The sequence below is a fragment of the Solimicrobium silvestre genome, assembly GCF_002976435.1.
GTDB lineage: Bacteria > Pseudomonadota > Gammaproteobacteria > Burkholderiales > Burkholderiaceae_D > Solimicrobium > Solimicrobium silvestre.
This window is the reverse complement of record NZ_PUGF01000041.1, coordinates 1-19436: the sequence shown is the minus strand read 5'-3', so window position 1 is coordinate 19436 and position 19436 is coordinate 1. Positions and strand designations below refer to the sequence as shown.

Sequence of the window (19436 nt, the reverse complement as noted above, 5' to 3'; positions counted from 1 at the left end):
CTCTTCGCTGACAAAGCGTTTTGTTTGTCAGCAGCACAGAAACGAGATTATGGGGCTTTTGCTACTCCGCGTCAACACTTATTTTTCGACACTTCGTTTTTTCTGCTCTCCCACTTTACTGCTCTCGTACCCTACTTTAAAGCGTTAATTTAACGGGTGCATTCTGCCATTCCTCCGCTTCGCTACCGCTTCTTTTTTCCCCGTCTTTCAACGGGAGGCGAACTATAGCAAGCCTTTCGCTGAGTTGCAAGTATTTTTAAAAATAAATTTAAAAATAATTCATTTAAAGATTTGGCGCCAACCAGCGCTCTATTTCTTCTTGCGCTATTCCCCTACGCGCAGCCATATCTACGACCTGATCTTGGTTGATTTTTCCAACGTTGAAATACTTGGATTGAGGATGTCCAAAATAGAAACCTGATACCGCTGCGCCCGGAATCATGGCGTACGATTCAGTAATATGCATATCGATCTCTTCGCATTGCATGAGTTTAAATACGTCTGCTTTTACCGTATGCTCAGGACAAGCCGGATATCCCGGTGCTGGACGGATACCTGAATAACCTTCTTTGATTAAATCGGCATTACTTAATTGTTCTTCTGCTGCATAACCCCAGAAATCTTTACGCACGCGTTCATGCAAATACTCTGCCAATGCTTCTGCCAGACGATCAGCTAATGATTTCAACATGATGCTGCTGTAATCGTCATTGGCTTTTTCAAAACGTTGTTCGTGCTTCTCTATGCCCAAACCAGCAGTCACGGCAAACATACCTATATAGTCTTGCACACCACTCGCTTTTGGTGCGATGAAATCTGACAAACACTGATTCGGACGCTGAACGCCATCTATCACTGGTTTTTCTGCTTGCTGACGCACACCATAATAAGTAAGAGCGACCTGACTACGAGTTTCGTCTGTATAAATTTCAATATCATCATCATTAACGCTATTCGCAGGCAACAGCATAATCACGCCATTGGCGGTAAGCCAGCGGCCTTCGATGATTTTTTTCAGCATCGCCTGACCTTCTTCAAATACTTTGGTCGCAGCTTCACCGACTACTTCATCGGTCAAGATAGCCGGATACGGTCCGGCTAAATCCCAGGTCTGGAAGAATGGGCCCCAATCTATATAGTGGGCGACAGTCGCCAGATCGACATTCTTTAGAATACGACGGCCAATGAACTTCGGTTTAACTGGCGCATTAACGCCGTCAAACGGCACGACCATTTTGTTTTTTCTAGCTACCGCCAAGCTCACCGTAGGTAATGCTTTTTTATTCGCGTGCAGTACGCGAATCCGTTCATAATCTACCGCCAGGTCTTCCACATATTGTTCGCGTTGATCTACAGTTAATAATGATTGCGCCACCGACACCGAACGTGAGGCATCGGGGACATAAACCACCGGCCCTTCGTAATTAGGTGCAATCTTCACAGCGGTATGCGCACGACTCGTGGTTGCACCGCCAATTAATAGTGGGATTTTTAACATCCTGAAATGCGGATCTCGTTGCATTTCTTTGGCAACGTGGGCCATTTCTTCTAGCGACGGGGTAATCAAACCAGACAAGCCGATGATGTCGGCATTTTCTGCTTTAGCCACTGCGAGGATTTCCGAACACGGCACCATCACGCCCATATTCACTACTTCAAAGTTATTACATTGCAAAACGACCGAAACGATGTTTTTGCCAATGTCGTGTACATCGCCCTTAACGGTAGCGATAACGATTTTGCCTTTCGGCTTATTATCGCCGGTACGTTTTTTCTCGGCCTCAATAAACGGCAACAAATGCGCTACAGCTTGTTTCATCACCCGCGCCGACTTCACCACCTGCGGTAAAAACATTTTGCCTTGCCCGAACAGGTCGCCGACGATATTCATACCATCCATCAGCGGGCCTTCAATTACTTGAATCGGGAATTCAAATCCCTGTCGCGCTTCTTCGGTGTCTTCCACTATCCATTGCGTAATACCATGCACCATCGCATGCGACAAGCGTTTGGCAACTGGTTCGCTGCGCCACTCCAGCGTTGCTTCGATTTTTTTATCACCAGCTTTTAAGGTCGACGCCATATCGATCATGCGTTCGGTGGCATCTGGGCGACGATTAAGCACCACATCTTCCACACATTCGCGCAGCGCCTGACTCAATTCGCTATATACACCAACCATGCCGGCATTAACGATACCCATGGTCAGGCCGGCTTGAATCGCGTGATACAAAAATACCGTATGAATCGCTTCGCGGGCCGGATCATTACCTCGGAAGCTGAAACTGACATTAGATACGCCGCCGCTAATTTTTGCGCCAGGCAGGTTATCTTTAATCCAACGCGTGGCATTGATAAAATCCACCGCGTAATTGTTATGCTCTTCAATACCAGTCGCAATGGCGAAAATATTCGGGTCAAAAATAATGTCTTCCGGCGCAAAGTCGAGTTGACTAATCAACAGCGAATACGCACGTTGGCAAATTTCGATTTTGCGCTCGAACGTATCAGCCTGCCCTTTTTCATCAAACGCCATGACGATCACGGCCGCGCCGTAACGCTTGCACAAGGTAGCTTGGCGTAAAAACTCTGTTTCACCTTCCTTCATCGAAATCGAATTCACAATCGCCTTGCCCTGCACGCATTTCAACCCAGCTTCAATCACCGACCATTTGGACGAATCAATCATCAGCGGCACACGCGCGATATCAGGCTCCGACGCGATCAGGTTTAAAAAGCGCGTCATGGCGGCGACCGAGTCCAGCATCGCTTCATCCATATTGATATCAATAATCTGCGCGCCGTTTTCCACTTGCTGACGCGCTACTGCTAACGCCTCATCGTATTGTTCATTCAAAATCAAACGAGCGAAGGCTTTTGAACCGGTGACATTGGTGCGCTCACCGACGTTGACGAATAACGACTGATCATCAATCACGAATGGCTCTAAACCTGACAGGCGCATTACTTTTGGTACTTCTGGGATTTTGCGTGGCGCGATATTTTTAATTTGCTCGGCAATCGCCTGAATATGCGCCGGCGTCGTACCGCAGCAGCCACCGGCGATATTCACAAAACCACTCTCGGCAAATTCACGCACCAGCGAAGAGGTGACATCCGGCGTTTCGTCAAAGCCGGTATCGCTCATCGGATTAGGCAAACCGGCATTTGGGTAAATACAGACGAAGGTATCCGCAATATTGGACAGCTCTTCCGCATAAGGACGCATCAAGGTCGCACCGAGCGCGCAGTTTAATCCGACCGTGAGCGGCTTGATGTGGCGCACCGAATTCCAGAAAGCGGGAACGGTTTGACCTGACAAAATCCGGCCAGATGCATCGGTCACGGTCCCAGAGATCATGACCGGCAAACGCTTGCCGCTAGTCTCAAAAAATGTCTCAATAGCAAATAAAGCGGCTTTGCAGTTCAAGGTATCGAAGATGGTTTCCACCAACAACACGTCCGATCCACCTTCTACCAAACCGCGTGTCTGGTCTAAATAGGCTGTAACTAATTGATCGAAAGTAACATTGCGCGCGGCAGGATCATTCACATCCGGTGAAATTGATGCGGTTTTTGGCGTAGGGCCTAAAGCGCCCGCTACAAAACGCGGTTTATCTGGGCTACTGTATTTGTCACACGCCGCACGCGCTAATTTGGCGGCGGCTACGTTCATTTCATAGGCCAAGTGCGCCATATGGTAATCATCCTGCGCTACCGTCGTTGCTCCGAAAGTATTGGTTTCGATCAGGTCGGCGCCTGCCGCCAGATACTTTTCATGTACTTCTGAAATGATGTGCGGCTGAGTCAGCGTCAGCAATTCATTATTGCCTTTGACGAATAATTCACGGCCCGGTCCAGTAAAGTCTTTAAAGCGATCGCCACGATAATCCACTTCGGTCAGATGGTATTGCTGGATCATGGTGCCCATTGCGCCATCTAAAATTAAAATCCGGCGCGCTAGTATCTCGCGCAATTGAATTTCTGTTGCGCACATGTCGTTCGGTTTAATGGCAGGGGATGTGGCTGAGGCGATCGTCATGTTGTTCACTTAATAAATATCTGGATAGGCCAGATTGAGAGCGGTAGATTGCGGAGCGGCAAGGTGGTATTCGGCATGAGCACTGGCTATATTGCTAGTTATATAGTGTTAGCTGAATTTTGTTAGCAAACCGAGCTTCGTTTTGCGCTAATTTGCGCTTGCAATCTTTCGTGTCATATTCGTGCTGGAAAGCCGTATATTATACGTCAAAGCTCTGTAGCGTATGGCTGCATGCCTTGGGGGCAATTCCCTTTATAAATTGATTTTTTAACGTGATCCACGTCTGTACGAAGATCACGTTGTTAATTATTAGCTTATCGATCAGCCTTACACTTTCGGCTCGCCCTTCTTAGTTACCAGCAAACTAATCATCACAGAACCCGCCACAATCCCGCCGATCACCAACAATGAAGCCATGGTTGGAACGTGCCACCAATCAACTATCAGCATTTTAATGCCGACAAACATCAGTACCAAAGCTAGTCCGTATTTCAGGAAATGGAAGCGCTCTGCCATATCTGCCAATAAGAAGTACAAAGCGCGCAGACCCATAATCGCGAAAATGTTAGAAGTAAATACAATGAACGGATCGGTGGTTACTGCAAAAATTGCAGGGATAGAATCGACCGCAAAGACCACATCGGACACTTCAATCAAGATCAGCACCAACAACAACGGTGTAAATACGCGTTTGCCATTTTCGATTACGCTGAACTTTTCGCCTTTAAAATCAGCAGTGAGCGGCAGGATTTTTTTAGCGAATCGCACTACGGGATTTGAATTCAGATCTGGCTCAGCCTCGGCCGAAATCATCATCTTTATTCCAGTGATAATTAAAAACAGCCCGAACACATATAGCACCCAGCTAAATTCTTCCACTAACCAGACGCCCCCCAAGATCATCCCGATGCGCATCACAATCGCGCCGATGACACCGTACAGCAGCACTTTACGTTGATATTCGGCAGGCACTGAGAAATGGCTAAAGATCAGAAGGAATACAAAAATATTATCGATGGAAAGTGATTTCTCAATCACATAACCAGCCAAGAACTCCATCGTTGTTGCGTTGGCTATCTCAGCACCTACATTTTTGGACAAGATGAGCCACATCCCAAGTGCAAAAAGCATGGCCAGGCTGACCCAAACCAGCGACCAACCGAGTGCATGTTTAGCACTCATTTTGTGCGCACGACTTCCACCGCAAGCCACGATATCCACAACCAACATGGCAATTACAAAGGCGATAAACGCGCCCCACATCCAAGGTTGTGCAATGGTATGCATCATCTCTCACTCATCTTGTTATTTCTGAGTGAGTAGAATACTCTTGGTCAACCATCAATAAAAGTCGATTTAATTTCATATATTCATCGAGATAAGTTGTTTATTTCTTTTGGAAAACCCTTTACTATGCCCTCGTTAAATTATAAGCATTTGCATTATTTTTGGTCAGTCGCTAAGCATGGCAGCATTATTGAAGCGAGTAGGCACTTACATATAACACCGCAAACGATTAGCGCCCAGCTCAACTTGTTTGAAGAAACACATGGTGAGAAGTTATTCTTAAAAAGTGGCCGCAATTTAGAACTTAGCGAATCCGGTCGCATGGTGCTGAATTATGCCAATGAGATTTTTTCTTTAGGGCAAGAGTTAGAAGAGGTTTTGCAGCTGCATCCAAGTTCGCGCAGCTTATTTTTACGGGTCGGTATTTCTGATGCGGTACCAAAAACCATCGCGCATAAACTGCTTGAACCGGCATTGCAACTTAGCCAGCCATTACGGATTAATTGCCAAGAGGGAAAAATCGGTGATTTATTAGCGGAGCTTGCCGCACATAAATTAGATGTCGTCATTAGCGATGCTCCCATGCCAGCGATGTTAAATGTGCGCGCCTATAATCATTTCTTGCTTCAAAGCGACATTAGTTTTTTTGCTTCGCCGACACTAATTGCACAACACCCACAGCCTTTTCCATTTTGCTTACATGAAGCTCCGTTATTGCTGCAAGGCGAAGATACGGCGGTACGCTTAAAATTATTGCAGTGGCTGAATGCGGCGGGAGTTAATCCAATCATCGCTGGCGAATTTGATGATGCGGCATTAATGATGGCATTTGGCAAAGCCGGAGTTGGTTTTTTCTCTGCCCCGAGTTCTATTGCGGAATTAGTCGAGCAGCAGTATCAAGTTAATAGGGTCGGCAATTGCCCCGAAGTACTTGATCATTTTTATGCTATTTCTATCGAGAGGAAAATCAGCCACCCTGCTGTTCTTGCAATTCAACAAGGAAACCGACAATAAAAAAGGCAGCCGAAGCTGCCTTTTTTATCAATACTTACTGCTTAACGTTTTTGACGCAATCTACTAATTGCCGCCAACTGCGCTACCGCAGCAGATAATTCTGCGTGTGCTTGCGCAAAGTCAATATTAGCTTCGCGATTAGCAAGAGCATCTTCCGCCCGTTTTTTAGCTTCTGTCGCTTTAGCTTCATCGAGATCTTTACCGCGAATCGCTGAATCTGCCAAAACAATAACGGCCGTTGGTTGCACTTCTAATAGCCCACCTGCCACGAAGACAAATACTTCTTCGGTCTGGCCTGGAATTTTAATGCGCACTGAACCTGGCTTAATGCGTGTGATAAACGGCGTATGTTGTGGATAAATCCCCAACTCACCCGCTTCACCCGGCAATGCGACAAATTCGGCCAATCCAGAGAAGATTGATTCTTCTGCAGAAACCACGTCAACTTGAATAGTGTGTGCCATGTTGGAACCTTAATAAGAACGAAATATATCGCAAAACAAAGATTGAGCCGTGAACAAAAGCCGCGGCTCAAAGCAACAGCATTACGCTGCGGCCATTTTCTTCGCTTTTTCGATTGCTTCGTCGATAGTACCAACCATGTAAAACGCTTGTTCCGGCAAGTGATCGAGTTCACCAGAGGCAATCATTTTGAAGCCCTTGATGGTGTCTTTCAGCGAAACATACTTACCTGGTGAACCGGTAAATACTTCAGCAACGTGGAACGGTTGGGACAAGAAACGTTGCATTTTACGTGCGCGAGCAACCAATAACTTATCTTCAGGAGCCAATTCATCCATACCCAGAATCGCGATAATGTCGCGCAATTCTTTATAGCGCTGCAAAATACCTTGCACAGCGCGGGCTGTTTCATAATGCTCTTGACCAACAACTTGAGGATCTAACTGGCGTGATGTTGAATCCAGTGGATCAACCGCTGGGTAAATACCCAAAGAAGCGATATCACGTGACAACACAACTGTTGAATCCAAATGGGCAAACGTAGTCGCTGGGGATGGATCAGTCAAATCATCGGCAGGAACATAAACCGCTTGAATTGAAGTAATCGAACCAGTTTTAGTTGAAGTAATACGCTCTTGCAACTTACCCATTTCTTCAGCCAACGTTGGTTGGTAACCCACAGCAGAAGGCATACGACCCAACAACGCAGAAACTTCGGTACCGGCCAATGTATAACGGTAGATGTTATCCACAAAGAACAATACGTCTTTACCTTCGTCGCGGAAACCTTCAGCAATGGTCAAACCAGTCAACGCCACACGCAGACGATTGCCTGGTGGTTCGTTCATTTGACCGTAAACCATGGCAACTTTATCTAACACGTTAGAATCTTTCATCTCGTGGTAGAAGTCATTACCTTCACGAGTACGCTCACCAACACCAGCAAACACGGACAAACCAGCGTGTTCTTTCGCGATGTTGTTGATCAGTTCCATCATGTTAACGGTTTTACCAACACCAGCACCGCCGAACAGACCGACTTTACCGCCTTTAGCAAACGGGCAAACCAAGTCAATCACCTTGATACCTGTTTCTAACAGGTCTTGGGATGGTGACAGTTCGTCGTAAGCAGGAGCTTTACGGTGAATCGCTGCGTGCGTGTCTGATACAACAGGACCCGCTTCATCAATTGGGTTACCCAATACGTCCATGATACGGCCCAAAGTAGCCGTACCAGTTGGAACCATAATTGGCTTACCAGTATTTTGAATAATCATGCCACGACGCAAACCATCAGATGTGCCCAAAGCAATGGTACGGACGATACCGTCACCCAATTGCTGTTGCACTTCCAAAGTCAGCTCGGAGCCTTCCATTTTTAAAGCGTCGTATATCTTAGGCATCGCATTGCGTGGAAACTCAACGTCCACAACAGCGCCGATACACTGAACGATTTTGCCATCAGCCATGTTCGTTCCTTCAATTAATTAGTTACTTAATAATCTATACCGTTTCGGCATTACTTAAACCGCTGCCGCACCAGCCACAATTTCGGAAAGCTCTTTGGTAATCGCTGCTTGACGAGTTTTGTTGTAGATCAACTTCAACTCACCAATTACGCTACCTGCATTATCGCTAGCAGACTTCATCGCCACCATACGGGCCGATTGTTCTGAGGCCATGTTTTCCGCTACACCTTGATAGATTTGCGCTTCAACATAACGAACTAGCAATTCATCAATCACCGTTTGCGCATCTGGCTCATACAGGTAATCCCACGAATGGTCTCCTGCTTTGACTTCCAGTTTATCGGCTGTCAGTGGCAATAATTGCTCCACTTTCGGCTCTTGCTTCATGGTGTTAATGAATTTGGTATAACACAGGTAGACCGCATCTAATTTGCCATCTTGATAGGCATCCAGCAATACTTTTACTGAACCGATCAATTTGTCTAAATGCGGCGTATCACCGAGTTGTACCACTTGCGCTGATACCTTGGCGCCAATCCGGTTTAAAAAGCCTAAGCCTTTATTGCCGATTGCCACGGTTTCAATCTTGCATCCCTGTCCTTCGACTTCACGCAGTTTATTGGTTACCAAACGCAATACGTTGGTATTCAATCCACCGCACAAGCCTTTATCTGTCGTCACTACAATCAGTCCTACTGTTTTGGACTGATTTTGCGTGATCAAGAAAGGATGGGTGTATTCCGGATTTGCCTGTGACAAGTTAGCCGCGATAACACGAATTTTTTCACTGTACGGGCGAGCCGCACGCATCCGGTCTTGCGCTTTACGCATTTTGGATGCAGCGACCATTTCCATCGCTTTAGTGATCTTCTTCGTATTTTCTACGCTTTTGATCTTGCCACGTATCTCTTTACCAACAGCCATGAGTGACCCCTTCTAGCGGCATTAAATTAATACGCGCCGGATTTTTTGAAATCAGCAATCGCGGCAGACAGCACTGCTTCGCCATCTTTATCGAGTTGTTTGGTTTCTTCAATCTTTTGTAAAAGGGCAGCGTGGCTAGTTTTCATGTAACTATGTACACCGGCTTCGAAATCTAATACTTTCTTAACAGGCACATCATCCAAGAAGCCTTTGTTCACGGAGAACAAAGTTACGGCCATCAAAGAAATCGACAATGGTGAGTACTGAGCTTGTTTTAACAATTCAGTAACACGTGCACCACGATCCAATTGCTTACGGGTCGCTTCATCCAGATCAGACGCAAACTGCGCGAACGCAGCCAATTCACGGTACTGAGCCAAATCGGTACGAATACCGCCGGACAAGTTTTTGATAACTTTAGTTTGAGCAGCACCACCAACGCGTGAAACTGAAATACCGGCGTTAATCGCAGGACGAATACCCGCGTTAAACAAGGAAGTTTCCAAGAAGATCTGACCGTCAGTAATCGAAATTACGTTAGTCGGAACGAAAGCGGAAACGTCACCAGCTTGAGTTTCAATAATTGGCAACGCAGTCAATGAACCGGTTTTACCTTTAACTTCACCATTGGTGAATTTTTCAACGTAGTCAGGATTCACGCGTGCTGCGCGCTCTAACAAACGGGAGTGGAGGTAGAACACATCGCCAGGGTAAGCTTCACGACCTGGTGGACGGCGTAACAACAAGGAAACTTGGCGATAAGCCACAGCTTGCTTAGACAAATCATCGTAAATGATCAATGCATCTTGACCACGATCACGGAAGTATTCGCCCATCGCGCAACCGGAGTAAGCAGAAACATATTGCATTGCTGCTGATTCAGATGCGGAAGCCGCTACCACAATCGTGTATTCCATCGCGCCGTGTGCTTCTAATGAACGCACTACGTTTTTGATGGATGACGCTTTTTGACCAATCGCAACATAGATACATGTAACGTTTTGACCTTTTTGATTAATCACGGTATCGATCGCAACAGCTGTTTTACCAGTTTGACGATCACCAATGATCAATTCACGCTGACCGCGACCAACCGGAACCATGGAATCAATTGATTTCAAGCCAGTTTGCAGTGGTTCAGATACGGATTGACGGGCAATAACGCCTGGTGCAATTTTTTCGATAGGAGCGGTCAATTTTGCATTGATCGGACCTTTACCATCGATAGGCTGACCAAGTGCATTCACTACGCGACCGCGTAATTCCGGGCCGATAGGCACTTCCAGAATACGACCAGTACATTTCACTGTATCGCCTTCGGAGATGTGCTCGTAGTCACCCAAAATAACAACACCAACTGAATCACGCTCTAAGTTCAGCGCCAAACCAAATGTATTGCCTGGGAATTCCAGCATCTCGCCTTGCATTGCATCGGACAAACCGTGCACGCGGCAGATACCGTCGGTAACGGAAATAACCGTACCTTCGTTACGAACTTCAGCGCTGCTGCTAAGGCCTTCAATACGGCTCTTAATCAACTCGCTGATTTCTGATGGGTTGAGTTGCATATTAACTCCTAATGTTTTTTCTATGCTTAAGTGGTCTTTGCGCTAAGGCAAAAACTATTTAAGCGGTCAAGGCTAGTTGCATCTTCTGCAGCTTGGCACGCACCGATGTATCTAACACTTCATCACCAACTACGACCCGCACGCCGCCAATTAAGGCTGCGTCTACGGTCACGCTTGGGTTAAGTTTGCGACCAAATCTGGCTTCCAGTGTTGCGCACAGAGTAGAAACCTGGGCATCTGAAAGTGCAAATGCGCTACTGATAACAGCATCAGCGGCGCCTTCATGGGCATTCTTCAAAGCGTGGAATTGAGCAGCGATTTCAGGCAATACCAGCAAGCGATGATTGCTTGCCAAGGTATTGATGAAATTCTTCGCTTCTTGATTCACTGGTGATTTCAGTACAGATAAAAACGTATCCGCAACCATCGTTGCCGGAACTTTTGGATTCTGCACCAATGCTTTTACATCTGCGTGCTGCGCTGCTTGTGACATTTCCTCAACCAATTCTGCCCAAGCAGAAAGGTTGGTCTTTGCCACACGAAATAGCGCCTCAGCGTAAGGACGAGCGATCGTTGCGATTTCAGCCATGATTAAAGCTCAGCTTTTAAGTGGCTCAACAAATCAGCGTGAACTGATGCATTGATTTCACGTTTCAGAATTTGCTCTGCGCCTTTAACCGCTAACGAAGCGACTTGGTCACGCAATTCATCACGAGCTTTAGTGACTTGCTGTTCAGCATCTGCTTTTGCATTGGCAACAATACGTGCCGCTTCTTCAGAGGCGGTATGTTTCGCTTCGTCAACAATCAATTGAGCACGCTTTTCTGCGTCAGCAATGTGCTTTTGCCCTTCATCGCGCGCACCAGCCAATTCGGCTTGCACACGTTTTTCAGCTGCTTTCAGGTCAGCTTTGCTGCGCTCTGCTGCAGCTAAACCTTCAGCGATTTTCTGTGCACGCTCATCGAGCGCTTTCATCATTGGCGGCCATATGAACTTCATAGTGAAGCCAGCCAAGATGAAGAAAACCACAAACTGAACAATAAACGTTGAATTCAGATTCATAGTAATTCCTTATTGTGTAGTTCTGTCTGCAAACCGAGGTTTGCAGAAAAAGGAATTACTTAAGCGTGGAATGGGTTAGCGAAAGCAAACATCATTGCAATACCAACACCGATCAAGAACGCAGCATCGATCAAACCAGCCAACAAAAACATTTTAGTTTGCAATTGGTTCATCAATTCAGGTTGACGAGCAGACGCTTCCAAAAATTTACCACCCATCAAAGCGATACCGATACAAGCACCGATAGCACCCAAACCAATAATCAAACCACAAGCCAAAGCAACGAAAGAGTAATCAGTCATGACAATTCCTTAAAAGTAAAAAATAAAAATTAAAATACAAAAACAAATACCAAAAACATAATACCAAAAACTTCAGCCACAACTCACCTTGGTTGCATAGCAACTAAGGTACAGCAGCTATTTAGTGACCTTCATGAGCCTGACCAAGATAAACCAAGGTCAACATCATGAAAATAAATGCTTGTAAGAATACGATAAGAATATGGAAAATTGCCCATACAGTTCCAGCAAGAATCTGACCGGCAATACCAAACGTGGTCATTGTTGCGCCTAACAAAGCAATCAATAAAAATATCAATTCACCAGCGAACATATTACCGAACAACCGCATTGCTAAAGAAACTGTTCTAGCAGCGAATTCAATCAGGTTTAATAACAAATTGAATGGAGCTAACCATATACCGAAAGGTGCGGAAAATATTTCATGAATAAAACCGCCGAAACCTTTGATTTTTACATTGTAATAAAGTATTAAAACCAAAACGCCAAGAGCGATTCCAAACGTGCCGTTTAAATCGGCAGTAGGAACCACGCGGTGATGTCCAATCACGTCTTCAAGTCCAACATAATGGAACAGACGCGCAAACAAATCGACTGGCAAGAAATCGAGTGAGTTCATTAATGCAACCCAAACAAACACGGTTAATGCCAAAGGAGCGATAAATGTACGGTCGCCGTGGATGATGCCTTTTGATTGTTCTTCAACCATTTCAACCAGCATTTCAATTGCAGCCTGAAAACGGCCTGGAACACCGGAAGTGGCACGTCTGGCGGCGATGTACAAAATTCCACAACCTAAAATCCCGGCAAAAACTGACCAGAATATGGTATCCATATTAAGGATAGACATATCGAAAGGTGAGCCTTGGTGTTTGGTAGAAAAATGTCCCAGATGATGGACAATATATTCTGACGCGGTTGGTGCTAGTTCTGGTGCGCTCATATGATTAGCTTCTAAATAGTAAAATAAAATAACTTTTCAATACCACAATAAAGCCGGCTAAAAAGGCGAGCCAATGCACATCGTGGTACAACCAACCCACCGCTGCTAATAAAGCGATGGTTGTCAAAATTTTGGCAAATTCCCCAACAAAGAATGTAACGGGGCTGGCACCGCCAGGTTTTAGCGTTCCTGCATACAAGCGTAAAGCAAATAGCGCATTTGGAATTGCGTAACTAAGTCCACCCAACAATGCCGAAAATCCGGAGGCATATCCTCCAATACACGCCGCAATAATTGCGACGACGAATGCTGCACAAATTTGCAGCATCACTATCCGCATCATGTGAATTCCTGTCCGCGGCGTTTCCGCTAACGTTTCTGCTAATATCGCTGCTGCTAAATAACGCACTACATTTCTAGTCAAACTAGCATTAGCGCTTTAATACTGGAATTTAAGGGCGGTGTCTTCATTACCCTTTTGTAAATATATTGCGCTCATTTCCTTGAAAACTGAAAGAACAGCTATATATTGATTTGCCAGATATTTATATCCCGACCAAAACCGTCGAATTATACGTGTTACGCGCTATCACCGTCAAACTTTTAGCTCAATTTGCCAATGAAAATAGCTTATAACAACAGCATTACTGAATTTTATATTTAAGGCTCTGCTGTGTTTATAAAATCATAGTTTGTACTGCCGCCAAAACAATGTTTAGTTATCATGTTTAACAACTAAATTTATCATTCATTCTTAATTTGCTTTATTTAAAAACCAAAACTCATTAACTTGCGGCATATCGACTTAATTAAACGCTTTTAAGCTCTTAATTTACTCAAAATTCCATCCAGTCCATCTAAATTGGCGAAATCAACAATTAATTGTCCACTCCCTTTTTTACCCATTTTTAGCTGCACTTGCGTTGCGAATAAATCGGATAGCTCTTCTTCCAGCCGTGCGATGTCACGTGATTTTTCCCGGCTTTTTGGTATGCTTTCTTTTACGTCATCGTTAGTGTTAGTAACCAGCTTTTCTGTATCCCGCACCGACAAACGCTTTGCTACTACCTGATTAGCCAGTTGAATTTGCGTTGCGCCATCAACCACCAATAAAGCCCGCGCATGTCCCATATCAATATCGCCCGCCATCAACATGGTTTGCACTGGGCTAGCCAAATTTAACAGGCGCAATAAATTTGAAACCGCGCTGCGTGAGCGGCCAACTGCATGCGCAGTTTGTTCGTGAGTAAAATGAAAGTCATTAATTAAACGTTGTAAGCCTTGCGCTTCTTCCAACGGATTCAAATCTTCGCGCTGGATGTTTTCAATCAAGGCCATTGCTGCGGCGGCTTGATCATCAACATCTTTAACCAACACCGGCACTTCGGTTAAGCCAGCCATTTGGGACGCTCTGAAACGTCGTTCGCCAGCAATAATTTCGTACTTAATCTCACCGCTACTTTGTTCTCCAACCGGACGGACCAAGATCGGCTGCATAACCCCTTGCGCTTTGATTGAAGCAGCGAGTTCTGCAAGTGCGCCTTCATCCATGCGAGTTCGCGGCTGGTATTTACCGGCCTGCAATAAATCTAAGGCCAACACATTCGGGAAGCCGACCAAATTAGGAACCGCGTCGGCAAAATCTGCAGCACCACCTAATAACGCATCTAGTCCTCGACCAAGACCTTTGGATTTTTTTGTAGCCATGACATCCTACTTTTCTCTAATTGTTTACTTAAGTTTATTTGCTTAGTTGCTTGATTCTCTCAACCATCTCGGCCGCAAATGCCAGATAAGCTAGCGCGCCCTTTGAGGTTGGATCAAAAATAACCCCCGGCATACCGTAAGACGGTGCCTCGGCTAATCGGACATTACGCGGTATTAATGTTTTAAATACTTTATCGCCAAAATGTTGCTCTAGCTGATCTGATACTTGCTGAGAAAGCGTCATGCGTGGATCAAACATCACTCGTAATAGGCCGATAATTTCAAGCTCACGGTTCAGGTTTAAATGCACCTTTTTAATCGTGTTGGCGAGGTCAGACAACCCTTCTAATGCGTAATACTCACATTGCATAGGGATAATTACCCCGTGCGCCGCACAGAGCCCATTTAACGTCAACATGGATAACGCAGGTGGGCAATCGATCAAAATAAAGTCGTATTCACCAACTACTTCCGCTAGCGCTAAGCGCAAGCGATTTTCTCTGTTTTCCAACTCCACCATTTCAACTTCGGCACCGGCCAATTCCCGATTCGCCGGCAACACATCATAAGTTTCGCAAGCAGCTCTTTGCCGTACTGTTTTAACGTCGGAAAGGCCAAGCAATACTTGATAAATTGTGGCGCTCAATTTTGATTTATTTACCCCGGAGCCCATCGTGGCATTTCCTTGAGGATCCAGATCAACCAGCAAAACCCGCTGATTGATTTGCGCCAGGCTCGCTGCTAAATTTACTGTTGTCGTGGTTTTACCAACACCACCTTTTTGATTTGCAATGCAGAAAATTTTAGCCATATGTCTTTCTGGTGGGGAATATATTTTTATCTAGTTAAATTACCATTCAAACCAATTTAACAATAATTGCACACTTACTACTTACTTTAATTACGCGCGAACCAGCCAAAGCAAATGCCGCTGCGCATCTAATCCTGGAACACTCACTGCCTGTACTTTATTAATTTGCCATCCCGCAGGAAGTACTTCAATTTCATGTTCTGGCAGATGTCCTTTTAATGCAATCATGCTTCCTTCCGGTGCCAACAAATGACCGGCCCAATTAACGAAGTTAGCTAATTCTGAAAAGGCTCTGGAAGTAATCACATCAAACAATTCAACGGCAGTTAACTGCTCTACCCGCCCAGTATGTACCGTCACATTTTTCAAATCCAATTCGGCTTTTACCTGCTTCAAAAATGCCGTTTTTTTATTCACGGTATCAATTAAAGCGACCTTAATATCTGGATAGACAATAGCTAATACTATTCCAGGTAGTCCACCGCCGGAACCGACATCTAAAATATTAGTAGCGTGATTAAATACAGAAACGGCGCTTAAGCTATCCAGCAAATGCTGCTTAACCATTTCACGTGGATTACGAACCGAAGTTAGATTGTAGACGGCATTCCACTTTGATAGCAGATTCAGATAAGACATCAGCTTATTGCATTGCTCCACATCCAAATTCAGTTGTAAAGCTACCACGCCTTCTTCAAGTAGCTTTCTGCACTCTACCTGCTCTTGTAAACCTAGCATTGTCAGATGCTCCCTTCAACTAACGTTGGCGTTTGGGAAAACTCTTTAAATCCGCGTTTTTTCAAATGTACCAATAGCAGAGAAATAGCCGCAGGCGTAACGCCAGAAATCCGGCTGCACTGCCCTAAGGTTTCTGGTTTTTGTTGATTTAGTTTTTGTTTAACTTCAATCGATAAACCGGATACATCTAAATAATCAAAATTATCAGGCATAGGTAGATTCTCAAAATGAGCGTGCTTTTGCACCTCTTTTGCTTGACGATCAATATAGCCTTCATATTTCACGTGAATTTCTACCTGTTCTTTCACTGCAGCATCTTGTACCGCCGGGCCCGCAACATCTTGCCCATCAACCCCGCGTAACGTCATGAGACTTTCATAGCTAACTTGTGGGCGACGCAATAAATCGACTAAAGAATACTCGCGCTCAAGTGCCTTGCCTACTACCCGCTCTGCTTCTGCATCCGCAATTAAGCGTGGATTAACCCAAGTCGACTTCAACCGCTCTAACTCACGTGCTACAGATTCGCGCTTTATTTCAAATGCCGCCCATTGCAAATCACTAACGCAACCAAGCTTTCTACCGATTTCAGTTAAGCGCATATCGGCATTATCTTCACGCAAACTCAACCTGAATTCAGCGCGACTAGTAAACATGCGATAAGGTTCTTGCACGCCTTTAGTAATCAAATCATCAACCAATACACCAAGATACGCTTCTGAACGACCGGGTACCCATGCATCTTTTTGCTGAGTAAATAGTGCCGCATTTAAGCCCGCCAGCATACCTTGCGCTGCCGCTTCTTCGTAACCTGTTGTACCGTTGATTTGTCCGGCAAAGAATAAACCTTGAATTTGACGCGTTTCCAAACTGGCTTTTAATCCACGCGGATCAAAATAATCATATTCAATTGCATAGCCTGGTCGCAAGATATAGGCGTTTTCCATCCCATTCATAGAGCGCACTAACGCCAATTGAATATCAAACGGCAAGCTGGTTGAAATACCGTTTGGATAAAATTCATTTGTCGTTAATCCTTCCGGCTCAAGGAATATCTGATGCGATTCTTTACCTGAAAAGCGGTGAATTTTATCTTCGATCGATGGGCAATAACGCGGGCCAACACCTTCAATAACGCCGGTATACATCGGGCTACGATCTAAACCTGTGCGAATAATGTCGTGTGTTTGTTGATTAGTATGTGTTATCCAGCAAGGAACTTGACGTGGATGCATCTTGGCATTTCCCAATACCGAGAATACTGGCACCGGATCTAAATCACCAGGTTGCTCTTGCATCACTGAGAAATCGATGGAACGGCCGTCAATTCGTGGTGGCGTTCCTGTTTTTAAACGCCCTTGCGGCAAGGATAATTCTTTTAATCTTGACGACAAAGAAATTGCCGGAGGATCTCCCGCACGACCCGCAGCATACTGACTTAAGCCAACATGTATTTTTCCATCAAGAAATGTTCCTGCAGTAAGAACGACTGCGCGCGCTTTAAATTTGATACCAACTTGGGTAACCGCCCCGACTACCCGATCCCCCTCAATCAACAAATCATCCACCGCTTGTTGAAAAAGGTAAAGATTAGGCTGATTTTCCAAGCGGCTACGGATGGCTTGCTTATATAAAATACGATCAGCTTGTGCTCTAGTTGCACGAACGGCCGGCCCTTTTGATGAATTTAATATCCGAAATTGAATACCCGCTTCATCGGTCGCGATTGCCATAGCTCCACCCATAGCATCAACCTCTTTAACCAAATGCCCCTTGCCTATCCCTCCAATTGAAGGATTACATGACATTTGACCCAGGGTTTCAATATTATGAGTCAACAATAAAGTAGATTGCCCCATGCGAGCAGAAGCTAAAGCCGCCTCTGTTCCAGCATGCCCGCCACCTACAATAATTACATCAAATTCTTTTGGATAAAACATACCGACCTCAATCTAGCAACAGCCAAGATTATAAAGCGTTTTTATCCGTTTACCTTATCTTCGATCTAAATGGTTTCACGTGAAACATTATTTATGCGGCCTATTTTATGTTTCACGTGAAACAAATTAACGAAGAAAAGCATCGTAAGAAGTTTTGATAATCAATACAACGACGATACATAAAAAGAGTTTCCGAACAAAACCACTACCATTTTTAATTGCAAGTCGGGTGCCTACCAAAGAACCGGCGACTCCAAATACAGCCATTGTAAATCCAACCGCCCACATTACATGCCCACTAATTCCAAACAAAAGTAATGCAGCACCATTGCAAGCAACATTCACTATTTTAGAAATTGCAGATGCAGTTAAAAAATCAAAGCCAAAAAATCGTACAAAAACAAAAATCAGGAAGCTACCTGTACCAGGCCCAAAAAAACCATCATAAAAACCAATTCCTGCACCAGTCGAAAAAGCCAGTGTTCTTTCTTTAGTATCGGTATGAAAGGGAGTGTGAGATTGACCGAAATTTTTTCGTTTGAATGTGTAGATCGCTACCATCACTAAAATGAGCGGTAAACACTTGCGTAGAAAATCCGATGGAATCCGCGTTACGGTATATGCGCCAATGAAAGAAAATACTAAAACTGCACATGCAACTGAAATAGCAACATTCCATATAATTTTAACGACCCGAGCATAATTAACTGCCGCAGCTGCTGTTCCCCAAATACCTCCCAATTTATTTGTACCTAAAAGTGTCGCCGGTATGCCATTTGGAAAAGTAGAAAAAATAGCGGGTACATTAATTAACCCACCTCCTCCGACAACGGCATCGATTAAACCAGCAGAAAATGCGGCAATACATAAAATTAAATATTCAGTCATTGAGTTTAAAAAAAAATTGGAATAAATATTAGGTAAAAAACACTGTGGATAAGTGGTCGAATAACTTTCTAATAATATGTGAAGAAACAGGATATTACTTTGTCGCATTTTTTTATCCAACAATTTTCCTTTAGAGCTACAAGGCTTATAACTAGGTTATTACTTAGTCTAACTAATTGATTCCAATAGAGATAGTTGAGTTATTCACAGAAGAAGTGCTCGTTAACTATTACTACTAAATTATATATATCTAACTTATATAAGAAACTAAAATTCTTC

Annotated in this window: 17 protein-coding genes; 1 reads left to right on the top strand and 16 read right to left on the bottom strand. The window is 44.6% G+C overall.

From position 1 onward, the window contains the following. Positions 1-283: 283 nt before the first annotated feature. Together metH and S2091_RS23295 are read right to left on the bottom strand one after the other, a co-directional pair. Complete coding sequence (metH, locus tag S2091_RS23300) at positions 284-3997, bottom strand: methionine synthase (RefSeq protein ID WP_423828259.1); 3714 nt, start codon at positions 3995-3997, stop codon at positions 284-286. A 372-nt stretch (positions 3998-4369) separates the two neighbouring features. Then, on the bottom strand, positions 4370-5332 hold the full coding sequence (locus S2091_RS23295; RefSeq protein WP_423828258.1) for a TerC family protein: 963 nt from the start codon (positions 5330-5332) through the stop codon (positions 4370-4372). A gap of 123 nt (positions 5333-5455) precedes the next feature. On the opposite strand from S2091_RS23295, the gene nhaR reads away from it, so the two are divergent. After that, a complete protein-coding gene (nhaR, locus tag S2091_RS23290; RefSeq protein ID WP_105534377.1) occupies positions 5456-6343 on the top strand; it encodes a transcriptional activator NhaR in 888 nt (295 codons plus the stop codon). Positions 6344-6384: 41 nt separating this feature from the next. Here nhaR and S2091_RS23285 read toward each other — a convergent pair whose 3' ends face one another. From S2091_RS23285 to S2091_RS23220, 14 genes are all read right to left on the bottom strand, one after another. Further along, entirely contained in the window at positions 6385-6807 is a 423-nt protein-coding gene (locus S2091_RS23285; protein WP_105534376.1) for a F0F1 ATP synthase subunit epsilon, read from the bottom strand. Positions 6808-6888: 81 nt separating this feature from the next. Beyond that, positions 6889-8274, bottom strand: a complete 1386-nt coding sequence (atpD, locus tag S2091_RS23280; RefSeq protein ID WP_105534375.1) for a F0F1 ATP synthase subunit beta — start codon at positions 8272-8274, stop codon at positions 6889-6891. Positions 8275-8328: 54 nt separating this feature from the next. Continuing rightward, positions 8329-9198: a F0F1 ATP synthase subunit gamma gene (atpG, locus tag S2091_RS23275; protein ID WP_105534374.1), complete on the bottom strand. Its 870-nt coding sequence runs from the start codon at positions 9196-9198 to the stop codon at positions 8329-8331. 26 nt (positions 9199-9224) lie between these two features. Continuing rightward, entirely contained in the window at positions 9225-10766 is a 1542-nt protein-coding gene (gene atpA / locus S2091_RS23270; protein WP_105534373.1) for a F0F1 ATP synthase subunit alpha, read from the bottom strand. A gap of 58 nt (positions 10767-10824) precedes the next feature. Next, entirely contained in the window at positions 10825-11355 is a 531-nt protein-coding gene (locus tag S2091_RS23265; RefSeq protein WP_105534372.1) for a F0F1 ATP synthase subunit delta, read from the bottom strand. Positions 11356-11357: 2 nt separating this feature from the next. Further along, entirely contained in the window at positions 11358-11828 is a 471-nt protein-coding gene (locus tag S2091_RS23260; protein WP_105534371.1) for a F0F1 ATP synthase subunit B, read from the bottom strand. 59 nt (positions 11829-11887) lie between these two features. After that, complete coding sequence (gene atpE / locus S2091_RS23255; RefSeq protein WP_105534370.1) at positions 11888-12130, bottom strand: F0F1 ATP synthase subunit C; 243 nt, start codon at positions 12128-12130, stop codon at positions 11888-11890. Positions 12131-12251: 121 nt separating this feature from the next. Next, positions 12252-13073 carry a F0F1 ATP synthase subunit A gene (gene atpB / locus S2091_RS23250; RefSeq protein ID WP_105534369.1) on the bottom strand — a complete coding sequence of 274 codons (822 nt, stop codon included), beginning with the start codon at positions 13071-13073 and terminating at the stop codon, positions 12252-12254. A gap of 4 nt (positions 13074-13077) precedes the next feature. Continuing rightward, complete coding sequence (locus S2091_RS23245) at positions 13078-13482, bottom strand: ATP synthase subunit I (protein WP_423828257.1); 405 nt, start codon at positions 13480-13482, stop codon at positions 13078-13080. Positions 13483-13892: 410 nt separating this feature from the next. Then, entirely contained in the window at positions 13893-14780 is an 888-nt protein-coding gene (locus S2091_RS23240; protein ID WP_105534368.1) for a ParB/RepB/Spo0J family partition protein, read from the bottom strand. Between the two features lie 34 nt (positions 14781-14814). Beyond that, the gene (locus tag S2091_RS23235; RefSeq protein ID WP_105534367.1) at positions 14815-15591 is read right to left on the bottom strand and encodes a ParA family protein; all 777 of its coding nucleotides are present in this window, start codon (positions 15589-15591) and stop codon (positions 14815-14817) included. 90 nt (positions 15592-15681) lie between these two features. Then, the gene (rsmG, locus tag S2091_RS23230; protein ID WP_105534366.1) at positions 15682-16329 is read right to left on the bottom strand and encodes a 16S rRNA (guanine(527)-N(7))-methyltransferase RsmG; all 648 of its coding nucleotides are present in this window, start codon (positions 16327-16329) and stop codon (positions 15682-15684) included. A gap of 2 nt (positions 16330-16331) precedes the next feature. After that, positions 16332-18269 carry a tRNA uridine-5-carboxymethylaminomethyl(34) synthesis enzyme MnmG gene (gene mnmG, locus S2091_RS23225; protein WP_105534365.1) on the bottom strand — a complete coding sequence of 646 codons (1938 nt, stop codon included), beginning with the start codon at positions 18267-18269 and terminating at the stop codon, positions 16332-16334. Positions 18270-18395: 126 nt separating this feature from the next. Beyond that, positions 18396-19157 carry a sulfite exporter TauE/SafE family protein gene (locus S2091_RS23220; RefSeq protein ID WP_105534378.1) on the bottom strand — a complete coding sequence of 254 codons (762 nt, stop codon included), beginning with the start codon at positions 19155-19157 and terminating at the stop codon, positions 18396-18398. Positions 19158-19436 lie beyond the last annotated feature (279 nt).